General features: G+C 50.3%; 15 protein-coding genes. 3 read left to right on the top strand and 12 right to left on the bottom strand.

Annotation, left to right across the window (positions count from 1 at the left end; all coding sequences use genetic code 11):
• The 12 genes from KKH67_15480 to KKH67_15425 form a co-directional block, all read right to left on the bottom strand.
• Positions 1–389 (bottom strand): flagellar protein FlgN (locus KKH67_15480; GenBank protein ID MBU1320579.1); only part of this gene is annotated, 389 nt, incomplete at its 3' end.
• A gap of 61 nt (positions 390–450) precedes the next feature.
• On the bottom strand, positions 451–1089 hold the full coding sequence (locus KKH67_15475) for a lytic transglycosylase domain-containing protein (GenBank protein MBU1320578.1): 639 nt from the start codon (positions 1087–1089) through the stop codon (positions 451–453).
• Positions 1090–1302: 213 nt separating this feature from the next.
• Positions 1303–2418: a flagellar basal body P-ring protein FlgI gene (locus KKH67_15470; protein ID MBU1320577.1), complete on the bottom strand. Its 1116-nt coding sequence runs from the start codon at positions 2416–2418 to the stop codon at positions 1303–1305.
• A 9-nt stretch (positions 2419–2427) separates the two neighbouring features.
• Positions 2428–3015, bottom strand: coding sequence for a flagellar basal body L-ring protein FlgH (locus KKH67_15465; protein MBU1320576.1), 588 nt, complete (start codon positions 3013–3015; stop codon positions 2428–2430).
• 19 nt (positions 3016–3034) lie between these two features.
• Complete coding sequence (flgA, locus tag KKH67_15460; protein MBU1320575.1) at positions 3035–3718, bottom strand: flagellar basal body P-ring formation chaperone FlgA; 684 nt, start codon at positions 3716–3718, stop codon at positions 3035–3037.
• Between the two features lie 2 nt (positions 3719–3720).
• Positions 3721–4509 (bottom strand): flagellar basal-body rod protein FlgG, encoded by a 789-nt coding sequence (flgG, locus tag KKH67_15455; GenBank protein MBU1320574.1) that lies wholly within the window; start codon positions 4507–4509, stop codon positions 3721–3723.
• Between the two features lie 12 nt (positions 4510–4521).
• Positions 4522–5256 carry a flagellar basal-body rod protein FlgF gene (flgF, locus tag KKH67_15450; GenBank protein ID MBU1320573.1) on the bottom strand — a complete coding sequence of 245 codons (735 nt, stop codon included), beginning with the start codon at positions 5254–5256 and terminating at the stop codon, positions 4522–4524.
• Positions 5257–5502: 246 nt separating this feature from the next.
• Positions 5503–7275, bottom strand: coding sequence for a hypothetical protein (locus KKH67_15445; protein MBU1320572.1), 1773 nt, complete (start codon positions 7273–7275; stop codon positions 5503–5505).
• A gap of 104 nt (positions 7276–7379) precedes the next feature.
• Complete coding sequence (galT, locus tag KKH67_15440; GenBank protein ID MBU1320571.1) at positions 7380–8408, bottom strand: galactose-1-phosphate uridylyltransferase; 1029 nt, start codon at positions 8406–8408, stop codon at positions 7380–7382.
• A 108-nt stretch (positions 8409–8516) separates the two neighbouring features.
• On the bottom strand, positions 8517–9824 hold the full coding sequence (locus KKH67_15435; protein ID MBU1320570.1) for a hypothetical protein: 1308 nt from the start codon (positions 9822–9824) through the stop codon (positions 8517–8519).
• Between the two features lie 177 nt (positions 9825–10001).
• Positions 10002–10307, bottom strand: a complete 306-nt coding sequence (locus KKH67_15430; protein ID MBU1320569.1) for a hypothetical protein — start codon at positions 10305–10307, stop codon at positions 10002–10004.
• Between the two features lie 239 nt (positions 10308–10546).
• Positions 10547–11227 carry a queuosine precursor transporter gene (locus KKH67_15425; GenBank protein ID MBU1320568.1) on the bottom strand — a complete coding sequence of 227 codons (681 nt, stop codon included), beginning with the start codon at positions 11225–11227 and terminating at the stop codon, positions 10547–10549.
• A 144-nt stretch (positions 11228–11371) separates the two neighbouring features.
• Between KKH67_15425 and purD the strand changes: the two genes are divergently transcribed.
• The 3 genes from purD to KKH67_15410 are packed head-to-tail and all read left to right on the top strand — an operon-like array spanning position 11372 to position 14058.
• Positions 11372–12658 (top strand): phosphoribosylamine--glycine ligase, encoded by a 1287-nt coding sequence (gene purD / locus KKH67_15420; protein MBU1320567.1) that lies wholly within the window; start codon positions 11372–11374, stop codon positions 12656–12658.
• Between the two features lie 10 nt (positions 12659–12668).
• Positions 12669–13130 (top strand): 5-(carboxyamino)imidazole ribonucleotide mutase, encoded by a 462-nt coding sequence (gene purE / locus KKH67_15415; protein MBU1320566.1) that lies wholly within the window; start codon positions 12669–12671, stop codon positions 13128–13130.
• Positions 13131–13143: 13 nt separating this feature from the next.
• The gene (locus KKH67_15410; GenBank protein MBU1320565.1) at positions 13144–14058 is read left to right on the top strand and encodes a tetratricopeptide repeat protein; all 915 of its coding nucleotides are present in this window, start codon (positions 13144–13146) and stop codon (positions 14056–14058) included.
• Positions 14059–14326: the final 268 nt, after the last annotated feature.

Here is a 14326-nt window from a genome sequence, read left to right as displayed (position 1 = left end):
TCTATGTGTTCCATTGATTTCTTTATCAGGAATTCATTTCTCGACCTGGCCCTTGTAATCTTCTCATGCAGATCCAGAAGTGTCTTCTGCAGCCTTTGGAGTTTCTCCGCCTGAGGCAGAGCCAGCTTCTTCGCAATTTGAGTCAACGTTAGATTTTCCGAATCGTCGTCGGTCACATCGGAGATCTCATCAATAATAAGCAGACGGGATTTCTCCAGTTCGCGCACTTTCAGGATCGCTTCTTCCTGCTCCTTGACCACTCGATTCAGGTTTTCCAAATCATTCGCCACCAGATAATTCTGCTGGTCAGCCATCAATTGGAGCACAAGCTCGAACTGTAAGACCTCGCGTGAAACGATGTCGGTCAACTTTTTCGTCAGCGACTCCACACTATCTCCTAATTGTCTCTCGATTCATATTGTCGGACTTTTGAACAGATACCTTTACCTCTTATCTGGCATTCTCCATGATACTCAGCACTTTATCCACATAACGCTCTGTCTCCGGGTAGGGAGGAATCCCCCCATGACGCTCCACGGCTCCCGGACCAGCGTTGTAGGCTGCCAAAGCGAGTTTGAGATTTCCGGAAAACCTCTTCATGAGTCCACCGAGATACATCGCCCCGCCCTGAATATTCTCTTCCGGATCGAAGACATTGTTTACACCCATCTCCGAAGCAGTCGAATCAGTCAATTGCATGAGCCCTTTCGCGCCGCGCCTGGAGACAGCCAAGGTGTCACCGGACGACTCGACCTGAATTACTGCTCTTATCAGCTTCGCAGGAATCTTGTGTTCTTTCGCAGCCGCGCTGATAACATCGTCCAATTCCACTGAAGTCAAGCCTGATTCTTTTCTGTTAGTTCTGGTGTCGGTGAGTGCCTTGAGATCGAATAACTTAGCTCTGGACGGCAGATTCTGGTAGATCTGTCGGCGAAGAGTAGCATCCGAAGATTCTATCCCGTCAGGAGACAAACCGACCGAAGATCCTTCCCGCTTATCGAATGCCTCAAGGAGCTTATCCGCAATTCCGAATGCTCCGGTCTCACTGATCTTGTTTGCAAGCGCCTCGTCGGCTATAGACATGAACATGCCCTTTCCCAGGCCGTTGTCATCCTTCGAATCCGACACATATGATGCACGCATAGTCTTGAGTAGCTGAAACACGAATAGAGACTCAAAATCTTTCGCAGCCTTCTCCAGCTTCAGTCGTCTGACTGTAGCGTCCTTCTGATCTGCGCCCATGCGAATCATGTCGCGGGCAGAGTCGATTCCAATTTGACCAACCACGCTGGACTCCCAGGATCAGAGTATCACGAGTTGCGCTCTCAGCGCTCCCGCTGCCTTCAGAGCTTGAAATATCGATATGACATCACGAGGAGTGGCACCGATAGCGTTGAGCGCAGATGCAACTTCGGAGATGTTAGTTCGCTCCTCGAAATATACTATTCTCGCTTCTTCATCGGTGACATCGATGAAACTCTCCTGAGTTTCCACAGTCTTGCCCTGAGAGAACGGAGCTGGCTGCGAAATCACCGGTACGGACTTGATGCTTATAGTTATGGTGCCGTGAGCCAGTGCAACCGGCGCAATCGACACGTTCTCTCCGGCTACAATCGTGCCGGTCTTTTCATTGATCACCACACGAGCAGGCACATCCGGTTCAATAGTCAAGTTCTCTACGCACGATACAAATTTCACCCAGCCCGACTTCATCTGAAGTGAATCGGGCACCACAAGCTCTACAGTTCCGGCGTCGAGTGGATAGGCACTTCCCGGGAACACCTCGTTGATTTTATCTTTGAGTCTGTCGGCGGTCGTGAAATCAGGATTCGTAAGGCTGAGCTGTAGAAGTTGACAGTCGAAATCCTCCATCGAATAATCTACATCAACATGAAACCCGTTTGGTATCCGTCCGACCAATGTGTAATTGTTGACAATCTTGTTATTCTCATCCACCTGGACATTGAAGCCACCAATTGAGATCGGCCCGGATGAATATCCGAAACCTCGACCATCAACTGCACTCATCGGTGTCATCAGCAGTGTGCCACCCTTTAGGGAAGTAGCATCGCCAAGGGAGGAGACCGTACAATCGATGCTACTTCCCTGTTTTGAGCCAGGAGGAAGAGCCGCAGTCACAATGACTGCCGCGACATTTTTGATCTTGACTTTATCGACCGGCACAGTCACGCCCATCCGCTGGAGCATGTTCACCAGCGACTGAACAGTGAAGATCGTCCCTTTACCATCCCCCGTGCCTTCCAAACCGACGACCAGACCATAGCCGATGAGCGATACCTCATTCTGGCTATTTATGCGGGCGATATCCTTCACCCGAACGTCAGCCATCGCCTTTGCTCCGAACCAGATTATCGGGACTATGATTATGATTGCTGCTATTACTAGTTTCTTAAACATAACTGCACCTTAGAATATCCAGTTCAGGAAACGAATTACTATACCGGGCCGTGACCCGGTAGAAGCCGGACCTTTGCCACGGTAAGATATCTGCGCATCTGCGATGTTGTACGACTCTACTGAATTACCGGCGTCGACATCCTGTGGTCTGACAATGCCGCTGAGGGTCAGAGTTTCAGTGTCATTGTTGATCGTGATCAGTCTGTTTCCTTCAACCACCAGATCGCCATTGGTGCGCACCGCGACGACTTTGACCGTCATCCGCGCTTTCAGATTGCCGGCACGCGCATTGTTGCCGGTTCCTTTGTATTCATTCTTGTTTTCGCCGGAAGCACCGAATATGGGGATGAAATCAAGGGTCCCGATCCCCGGCCCGCCGCTGGTTTCAAACTTCCCTTCCTTCGTCACATTCGTCTGCGACAGATTTGTCGCCTGGGCATCTTCATAGATCTTCACAGTCAGAATATCACCGATTCCGTGAGCTTTAATGTCGGTGAAGAGACTGCCCGATCTCCCGACCAGAGGTGTCGACATGGCAGGATTCACCAGTAGCAGGGCTGCCACCGAGAGGATAATGAGTCTCATCAATATGGACATCGTCAAGCTCCTTAACATCTTATCTTCTGATTACAACAACACCGGGCGCAAAGACCTCTGCAATGACTCTCTGCTTCGTGGCCTTGTTTTGCACGGTTATTTGATCTCCCGGCGAACCGTCATTTTTTGCTACACCGGTAGTGCTGATCTCCATTGCTCCCACATCACATCTGATGATCACTTCATCTCCTCGACTGATCACTGGAGTGACCTCCATCATGTCACGTTCTATCACGTTTCCAGCTTGAATAGACTTCGCTGCTCTCATATCGAGCAGATCATTTGCGGAAGTAATCACCTTGTCGAAATTGCGGGTCACCTCTCTGCGCTCGACAGTCAAATCGTCAAGTGCTATCGATTCTCCACGCTTGATCTTTCTGTTGGCCGTACAGACATCCGCCCAGATCGATACTCTCACTGACGCAGAAATTGTCTTGATGATCGCACCACCCCTGATGATCTCGTACCGCAGGGAGTAATTGCCACGTGGAGGCGCATCGGAAGTCGCATAGACTCCGATGGAATCGCCCGGAATCAGACAATCGAACGATTTGTTGTCGCGCATGCTCACTGTCACTGACGCCGGGTCTAAATCGAACCTGTCGATGATGTAATCACGAGCTGCATCTAGGACCCTGGAATCAGCTTGCACAGCCGCAGCGGTCAAACAGAGAAGCAACAATCCTATATTGAACATTCTCATAATTATCTCTTCAGGTTGTTCGCCAATCCGGACATGTCGTCGGAAGTCTGGATGGCCTTTGAGTTTATTTCGTACGCCCTTTGGGCCACAATCATGTTCACCATCTCCTGAACAACATCGACATTTGACATCTCAAGAAAGCCCTGTCCGAGAGTCCCAAGCCCTTCCTCACCCGGCACACCTACGACCGGATCGCCGGACGCGACGGTCTGGTTGTAAAGGTTATGGCCGATTGCTTCCAGTCCGGCGGGATTGATGAACTTCGCCAGTTCGAGCTGACCGAGTTCCTGCGGGTCGGTTTGCCCCACTATCTTCGCATAGACTCTTCCGTCGAATCCGAACGAGATCGACTCCGCATCTTCTGGAATCGTGATTTCGGGCGTGATGAAGAATCCATCCGAGGTAGTCAACTGGCCGTCAGGTGACAGCTTGAACGACCCATCCCGCGTAAACCCGGTTGTTCCGTCCGGCATTGTCACCTGGAAGAAACCGTTGCCTTCGATGGCTACATCGAGTGGATTCCCGGTTTGAGATAAGTCGCCAACCTGAAACTGCCTCACGGTCGCCACCGGCCTTGTTCCGTAGCCGACCTCAAGCGCTGTCGGCACGGTCGTACCTGTTGAGGACGACACCCCGGCCTGTCGAATGTTAGTGTAGAGAAGATCCTGAAATTCCAGCTTGCTCTTCTTGAATCCAGTTGTATTGACATTCGCGAGGTTATTCGCGATAGTATCGACGTTCATCTGCTGCGCGGCCATACCGCTTGCCGCTGTTCTCATTGCTTTTATCATATCATGCCCTCCCTATCTCTTTGCTCCTACTTGGTTCACTGTCTTCTGAAGGGTGTCATCAGCTATCTGAATTGCCCTCTGATTTGATTCATATTCACGAAATGACGTTATCATATCGATCATCTCTCGGATAACGTCGACATTTGCTCTCTCGAGATATCCCTGTCTGACATGGAGTTTCTCCGGATCTATTGGGACAGCTCCGTTCGAGGCTTTGAACGTGCCACTATCGAGCCGCTCGAGATCATACGGTCTCTCAAAGTCCACCAACGCCAACCTGCCGACCTCCTCGCCATTGATTGTAATGCTCCCATCAATGCCAACTTCAAATGTGCTGTCTGGTTCAAGGGTGAGTGGTCCGGCATCAGACATCAGCACATGCCCCGAAGAAGTGATGAGTTGGCCTTCTGTAGAGAGCGAGAATCCTCCGGCACGGGTATACAGTTCGTCTCCTTCGGGCGATTCGACGACCATAAACCCGCTTCCATCCAGAGCAATGTCGAAATCATTGCCTGTCGGGTCGAGCACAGCCTGTGAGTGATCGGTGTAGATATCGCTTAACATAGGAGTCTCCCATCCTTCCTGTTTCGGAACTATCCGCTGTTCTGCTCGGCCGAGTTCCTGACTGAACACACCCTGGCGTTTGAAGCCTGCCGTATTCACATTCGCCAGATTATTGGCGATGACTTCCTGTCTTTTGATCCGCGGCAGCATGCCGGATGCAGCGCGATATATGCCCTTGATCATAAAATCCTCCACCCCCATTTTAGCGAAACTCATGCCAAGCGCAGTTGTGAGCTGCAATTCGGTTTCGTGAGCGAAGCTATACGACAGATTCACAGGAAGTTAGGTTCGATCGCAAGCCTTAGGTCGATTGGTGCAGCGACCGGTAGGAGTATCTCCTAATGACGAATCTAGAGAAAAGATTTCCCGGTTGTCTGGAGGGAATTTCCGTCAGGAAGCAATGAATGAACGGAAAGGAGACTTGTGGGATCAGCGCCTGAGCCAGGGAGCTATGGTCAGGATCTCGTTGCTCAACTTCCGGACTTCTTCCACATTTCCGATACTTGAGTAGTAAGTGGATAAGTCCATTCTGGCTTCGAGATTGTATGAATCAAGCTCAATCGCCTTTCGACAGTGCTTGACCATCTTCTCAGTCTGGCCGAGTTCACCAGAGCATTGGCCTATGAAAAACTCCGCAAGCGCAAAGTCATGATTGCACAATTCAGCCGCTTTTTCAAAGGCTTCCACCGCCTCTGTATGCTTTTTATCATTCATGAGATTCAGACCGTCGTACATCAGGTCTGCGAATTCTGTTGTCGGCAGCTGCCTGTTCGGTGAGGAGAAGTTGCCACGCTTCTTCCAGATTACCTTCAGTCGATTGCCTGAGAGAAAACCGATCGTAGAGTAATTCTCTCTGAACTGTGAGTTCAGAATCAGTGCTCGCTCGGCGGGCGCAGATGCTTTGTGACCGGTGGAGAACAGAATGTAATCCGGTTTCTGTTCAAGGAGATATGCAGTATTGAAATTCCGCTCCTTCCAGGTAGTCTGCATCCCCTCTATCTTCTCCGGATTCTTCGCGATATGACGATCTGTCAGGCCGAGCATATCGATGACCTTGTGCCCCTTGAGAGTGTACGAGACTTTGCCGATGGTTGTAGTCGCAATGGAAAAATCGCTTCTATCGATGTCCCTGAGACTCTCGGTGACAAGCGTCATCTTGCTGATGAAGGCCCTCTCCAGATAACCGGTCTGCTTGATATAGTCCAAAGGTATGAGGATACCCCATATTATATAGCCCCCGACAAAAGCAGCTACGACCAGTCCCGGCCACTTCGCTTTCTTATACGTTGTTAACACACTCCATGCACTAAACGCTGCGATGAGATAGAATGCCGGAAGTATCGGGAGAAAGAACCTGTGGACTTTCAGTACGTCTCCGCCCACGAGAATGATATAGACAGTATAGATGACGACCGCCATCCACATCAACTTGATCATATTCGGGAGGCTTCGGCGAAAGAGCAACGGCAAGATGAAGAATAATCCGAATGCGCCGTAGTGTTTCAAGAACAACCACGCGTATCCAATCCCGCTCTTCAGGTACTCTACCGAAAGGCCTGTCTTCGCATAGAAAGGATTCGGAAGTAGATCACCGAAGTAAATCAGCTTGAAGATAACATACGGAAGGAGCAAGCCGAAGAACGATCCGGCAAAGACAGCGAGTTGCTTCATGTTGTGCCGCAGGATTATCCACCTATAGAGAAACACTATGCCGAAAAGTAGTCCCCCTTCGGGGCGTGTGAGTGCTGCCAGAACCAGAATGAACGGCGTCAGCGAGGGTCTCTTCATCTCCACATACAGCGTCAGCGAGAACAGGAATATGAATAGACCGGTCTCCAGACCGCCGATGACCCAGTAACAGAGAGCACCGTTCGCCACAAGAAATGCGGGAGCGATAAACGGCACGAGCCAGCGTTTATGATCGGAGTATTCTCTACCGAACAACCAGGTCAGAACAACTGTCCCTGCACCGAACACAACCCCAAGAACCTTTGAGACGAGAATCATCGGCAGTCCGACCAAAGTGACGAGAGTGAGGATCATAATCCAAAGGAAATTCGTGTAACCCTCCACCCTTTCACCGTAGTTGAACACGAGCCCGTGACCTTCGGTGAAATTCTCGACATAGCGATACGATATGTAGGCGTCATCCTGAGTGAAATTCAGAGACCATGAGTGGAATGCAAAAAGAGTAAGCAGCACTAGAAGGAGCGTGGCTTCCTTCCAGATAATTATCCTGGCGGCGCCCATAGATTTGTAAGATACCTAAAACTGAGATGTTGGCAACCCGAAATCTGGCTTAATATCTATGTCGTCTGTGTCGACGTCAGTACCGCGTTGACATCGATTTCATTAAGATAGTCAGCCGCAGCCTCTGGAGGTGTCGGGTTGATATAGAATCCCGTACCCCATTCGAATCCGGCAATTTTGGTCAGTTTCGGGAAGATCTCCACATGCCAGTGGTACTCGCGTTCGTAGCCGTCGATGAGCGGACCGGAATGGATGACGAGATTGTACGGAGGATCTTTGAGAGCGATCTTGAGTCGCAGCAGTGTATCCTTCAGGATTGCCGCTAGTCCGGCATATGCCTTATCACTCGATTTGTCGAAATGAGTTGCATGCTTCTTGGGAAGAATCCAGGTCTCGAATGGAAAGCGAGGCGCGAATGGCTGGATAGACACCATCTCCTCATTCTGATCGACAACTCGAATTCCCTGCGAAAGCTCCTGCCTGATTATGTCGCAAAAAATGCAACGCTCTTTGAAATCGTAATAGGTCTTAGCGCCCTTGAGTTCCTCAAGCACACGCTTGGGTATAATCGGAGTCGCAATCAATTGACTGTGAGCGTGCTCGAGTGACGCTCCGGCCATCTCGCCCTGATTCTTGAACAGCATTACATATCTAAATCTGAAATCATTGCGCAGGTCATTCATTCGCAGGCGAAATGCATCTATCACCATTTCGATCTCATGGGGACTCAGATCAGCCAGATCAAGATGATGGTGCGGAGTTTCAATGATCACTTCGTGAGCGCCGACGCCGTTCATCTTGTCGAACATGCCCTCCGCTTCTCGATTGAGGCCACCCTCAATCTTAAGAGCGGGATATTTATTGGAGATCACCCGCAATTCCCATCCTGGAGTATTTGGACTTGTCGCAGTCGGCCTGACCGCAAACACCTCCGGAGGAGTCAGATGCTCCGATCCGGGACAAAAAGGACACATCTTCGGTTCGCGAGTCTTCGGCGGTGTCGCAAAATCTGACGGACGCTTGCCACGCTCAGTGGAAATTATCACCCAGCGCCCACTTACAGGATCTTTTCTTAGTTCAGGCATCTACATCTCCCGGATTCAATCGGTGCAAGTTCCTCGGAGCAAGAGACAGTAGCCCTGCCCGCGCGTGAGAAGTACCCTCTCCCTATTATCGTCACGTCTAACATCTGGTTAACCTCTATCAGACTTGGATGAGTCGATGAAATGCGCACGCTTCTCAAGGCTTTCCTCAAAGACTGCTCTGAATACCCTCTCATCTTCAGCTGTGAATGCCACGTTTCGTCGCTCGACGACAACGCGAGCTGTCGCAATTGCTCGCTCGATATCGTACTCGGCATAGTTGCCGCTGCTCCCCCAACAAAATGGAGGAACGAATTTATCGGCAACAAGCCCGGCCCCGAATACATTGGTGGCGAATCCGAGGGATATTCCTGTGTTCAGCATTGTCCCGATACCGGTCTTTACGTGGTCGCCGATGAATGATCCCACCTTGGTCATGCCCGTATCCTGCTGGCCTTCTCCAAGATCAACGCGAATAGTACCATAGTTGTTCTTGAGATCGGAATTAGTTGTCATGGCGCCCAGATTGACCCATTCACCAAGATAGGCGTGGCCGAGAAAACCATCGTGAAACTTGTTGGAATGGCCGAGAATGATCGACTCCTCAAGTTCGCCTCCGACTTTGCACACTGGTCCGATCGAGCAACCCTCTCTGATCTTTCCCCCTACGAGCATAGTGTTCTCACCGACATAGCAGGGGCCTTCGATTCTCGTATGTGGTTCGATTCTCGCTCCGAAACCTATGTAGACAGGTCCCCCGCGAGCATCTATGACCACCTGACTATCGACCATGGCCCCCTCAGCGATCCGAACCGCGCACCTGTTGTGAATTGTGCAACCGGCGTCAACCAGTGAACTCTCCGCAATCGAGGCACCCCCCGCATCTTGCGTAATGCGTTCGAAATCAGCCGAAATCTGCTCGGGGTTTAGCCTTATGAAGTCCCAAATATGCTTCACTTCTGTCGCTATAACGTCCTTTTTCGGAATCTTCTTGATAATTTCTTTGAAATGTCCGTAGCCCCAGAACTTCAGACGCTCCAGATCACTTGCTTCGGCTGACCCCGCTGGGACGAACGCCGCGACGAGATTACCCTCACACAGCAAGATCTGCGCTTTGTCGAGTGACCTAATTGTCTCTGCCAGAGAGGAGTCAGCTATGTATCTACCATTGACAAACACCGCACCGGAAGATGCGACACCCCGGAAGTCATTGCACCGCATACCGTTCTTCTCAGATGCAATCCCGGCGAGTTCGTTTCGGATTGTAAGCCGCGTCTCGCTGGCCGGTATGAATGACGTCCACTTTTCGTGAAGCAGGTCGATTCCGAGCCGCAGTTGATAAACTGCCCGATTTACAGTCAACGGGCCGAAGTTACCGTAGTCGTCATCCTCAATTATGTATAGCAGTCGTTCTTCCATTTTGCGATCTACTCCTCCGTGAGAATTGACGATATACATCACATTCACAACAACTTATCATCACATCTTCAGTGAGACATGAAGAGAACAGATGTAGGTATAAATCTACTGAACGGAATCTTTGCCTGCAAGTTAAATCTGGAGGATGGTTGGCAGGTGTATGTCAATCTGTGAATGTCAATCGCCGAACAACTTATCCCAAGCCTTCTTTTTATCCTCAGGAGTTTTCGGTTTTTCTTCGACCTTCACAAAGCGTGGAAGCCGCGGCGTGAAAAACTCGCAGAAATTTGCCTTCTCCTTGTACCGCACCCACTCTGCAACCGCTGACTCGTTGCACTGATGGAAAGCATCTTTGTTATAGTGCAGGCAATTGAAGCAGCACTTAACGGGAGTTTCGCAATGAAGACAAGCATCCTGGCGAGTAACCTTGTCGCCAATTTCAATCTCTTCTTTGCAATTCCAGCAGATTAGGATATCGGCCATGGCATTTTTCCGGCAGCTATTAGGGATGGAGTTAGCTCTGACTCAAGTGTAAACTCTGATTCATAGGATGCCCCTCGCAATGATCAGAGCGAGCCAAAGGACATTTAATTGATGTCAATAAGCAACGCTCATTAAATATCTAAGCAAAATCGATGCAGCCCCGAACTTATCTCCCGCTCGAGACAATACTCATTTATACATTTTAGCACTATTTGTGTGCATTGTCAAACAAAAACGAATCAGCCTGATTCCCTCCGGGCGAATGATCGCGATAGGTAAACGAATGGTGTGTCAGCCACTGCAACGATGACTTTCATCAAGTAAGTTGTTATCAGAATCTGAATCAGGACTCCCGTATCAAACTCACCGACAAATGCAATCAAAGTGAACACCAGAGAATCCATGAGCTGACTAATCAAAGTCGAGGCGTTATTTCTGAGCCAGAGATGCTTGCCGGCTGTCCGCTTCTTCCAGAAATCGAACGCCCATATATCGTGATGCTGACTGATCAGATATGCCACCAGGCTGGCAACTACAATTCTCGGCATCAGGCTAAACAACTCTCGAACGTGCCCGAGCATGAAATCAGACTCGTCTGGTACAAAATGTACGGCAAACTGCATCGCAACAGTTGCCCAAATCAGAGTAAAAAACCCGATCCACACTCCTTTACGCGCTGCCCGTGGACCGAAATGTTCGGACAGTATATCTGTCGCGAGAAAGATCGAGGCATAAACAATATTGCCCAGGGTTGCAACAAGCCCGAAAAGTTGCACAGTGATTACTACCTGAATATTGCATATTACTCCGGAACACGCGATCATCGCATACAAGCCATTCTTGCCCCAGAGACGAAACGCCAGCAGCACGACCGACAAATCGAAGATGACAAATAGTATCCAGAGTATTTCGTTGTGCAACGGGACTCCTTGAATCGCAGCAAATAAGTGCAGGACATAGACTATGTCAACAGAATTCTACCATGTTGGCGGCTGTCTTCAAAAACCATTTGCAACCCGACGCCATATTTCTATATTACGGGCTCATACGGAAAGGGTTAGAGAATGAAGATACTCGTTGTTGGATCGGGAGGGAGAGAACATGCAATCTGCCACAAGCTCTCCCGCTCGCGACTGGTCAAGAAGATCTACTGTGCACCTGGAAATGCGGGGATAGCTGAGATCGGTGAGTGCGTCCCTGCAAACGCTGACAATATCAACGATCTGGTCGAGTTTGCAGAGAGAGAGCGTGTCGATCTGACAGTTGTCGGACCGGAGCAACCGCTCACCAGCGGAATCGTGGATACATTCGTAGCTCGCGGGCTCAGAATTTTCGGACCCACGAAGGAGGCCTCTGTGATCGAGGGGTCGAAGGCATTTGCCAAGGAGTTCATGAGGGACCATCACATACCGACAGCTCCGTTCAGGATATTCGAGGAACGCGACGAAGCACATCGTTTCTGCGCTGAGACGAGATACCCGCTGGTGATCAAAGCTGACGGTCTCGCTGCCGGTAAGGGGGCCATCATCGTTAATAATGTGGAAGAAGCGAGAGAGACTATTGACAATATGATGGTCGAGAAGGTGTTCGGCGAAGCAGGTAATAAGGTCGTCATAGAGGACAAACTTATCGGTGAGGAAGTGACAGTGATGGCGTTCACCGATGGGGAGACAATCCTGCCAATGCTCCCGTCGCAGGATCACAAGCCGGTCTTCGATGGCGATCAAGGACCGAACACAGGAGGCATGGGAGCATATTGTCCGGTACCCTTTGTCTCGGACCGACTGATGGTAGACATTCTCGATCTTGTCCTCGAACCGACCGTTCGAGGCCTCAAGGCGGAGGGGCGAACGTTTAAGGGTATTCTGTATGCAGGGCTGATGATCAATGAGAGAGGTCCGAAAGTGATTGAATTCAATTGCAGATTCGGCGATCCCGAGACTCAGGTCGTCCTGCCGCTTCTCGAGAATGATCTTGCAGAAATATTCATATCTATTGCCGACGGCAACCTTTCTCTCGAAGAATTGACGTGGAAAGATGCCTACTCGGTGTGCGTGATCATGGCTTCAGAAGGTTATCCCGGAAGCTACGTAAAGGGCAAACCGATCAGCGGTCTACACGGCAATGGCAGTGATGATAGCTTCGTGTTCCATGCAGGTACCGAGCGCTTCGGGGATCAGACCGTGACCAACGGCGGGCGAGTACTCGGTGTGACAAAACTGGATGCGAACCTGCATGATGCGATTGCGGGCGCATACGAAATTGTGCAGAAGATTGGTTTCGACGGAGCATTCTGCAGAAAGGACATCGGTCAGAAAGCGACTCGTCGCAGGAGCAAGCTGACACACTAAGGAACATTCGATGGATAAGAAAGTATTAATTATAGCCGGGTCGAGGTCTGATTCCGAGGCCGTGGACCGGTCTGAGGAATACCTGATAAAGCTCGGCATCGGGTTTGAGACCGAATACAGTTCCGCTCACCGGGACCCTGACCGGACAGCCGATCTCGCACGTGAGGCGGAAGCGAACGGTTTTAAAGTAGTGATCTGCCTTGCCGGAATGTCTGCGGCGCTGCCGGGAGTAGTGGCGGCCCATACAAGCCTTCCGGTGATAGGAGTGCCATTGGATGGATCGGCGTTGAACGGAATGGACGCTTTGATGTCTGTAGTACAGATGCCGCCCGGAATTCCGGTGGCTGCCGTTGCTGTCGGCAAGCCGGGAGCAATCAATGCAGCGGTCCTCGCAGCGAGAATACTGGCACTGAACGATGATGAAATCAGAAAGAACCTTAATGACTATCGGGAAAGTCTGAAGCAGAAATAAAGAGGAAAGAGAAATGAAGCATTTTGGAAACCACATCTCGATTTTCACCGCGACTCTGCTGGGAGTGTGCATCTTTCTGGCGGTACCTTCCCTCGCTCAGGATAACGCTGCCAAAGAGAAGTTCAACGCTGGAATCGAGGCGGAGGGCAAAGGTGATCAGGCGGGAGCTATCACAAATTACAAAGCAGCGATTGCCGCCGACGCAGCATTTGCCGATCCTTACCTGAACCTTGGAGTTATCTACTTCGGTCAGGAGGATTACAAAAACGCGATTGATAATTTCAAGAAGTACACCGAATTGGAGCCATCCAGCTATGATGGTTTCAAGAACCTCGGTTATGCCTGCGTTGAGGCAGGCGATCTGGTTACCGGAGCAGCCGCTTTTGATGCGGGACTCAAGATCAAAGACAGAGACACCGAGCTTCTCAAGGGGTACGCGAACCTGTATTACAAAGCCGACAAGTGGGAGAAAGCTATCGAGAAATTCAATGCCTATCTTCCTGAAAGTCATACAGATACCAGAGCATTGACAAGCCTCGCAAAGTGCTATCAGGAGGTCGGCAAGAAGACTGAAGCTATCACGACCTATTATAAGGCGACAAAGGCTGACCCCAATTACGCTATGGCTCACTTCCAGCTCGGGAGCCTCTACCTTGCCGACAAAGAATATAATAAGGCTGCCGATGAGTTTGCGAAATCGTCAAAGCTGGACAAGACTCACTGGCAGTCATTCTATAATCTCGGGATTGCAAAACAGGCCATGGAAACGCAGGAGGACTATGTCGAGGCATACCAGGCTTACTCGCAGTTCCTCAAGCTGACCTCCAGCTACAAGAGCGGCTCTGTGACGAAAATGCGTCAGCAGGCTCAGCAGATCACGGCTCAATTGAAGGAGTATTTCGAGGCAGAAGCGATAGATTATCAATAGCAGAGACGCTTTTGGTGCTCATTGATTCAGAGAATTTGAAGGCCGCATTATGAGATGCGGCCTTTTTTGTTCATCGATCCACAGTTCGCACCGGGAATCTGAACTCGTTCTTGATAGACATCAGAATTCTGACTCGATCAGATCCATATCGATTCTGGTTGCGCTGCTCGCCTCAATTCCGTACATATCCGCCTAAGGAGAACAACAGTTCCGGAGTGAATTCAGCAACCGTATCTGCGTTGCAGTTACAGAACTTCGCACCGTTTTC

This window comes from Candidatus Zixiibacteriota bacterium (genome assembly GCA_018820315.1).
Lineage (GTDB): Bacteria > Zixibacteria > MSB-5A5 > JAABVY01 > JAHJOQ01 > JAHJOQ01.
Note: the sequence above shows the minus strand (reverse complement) of the source record. Positions and strands in the feature narration are given on the sequence as shown.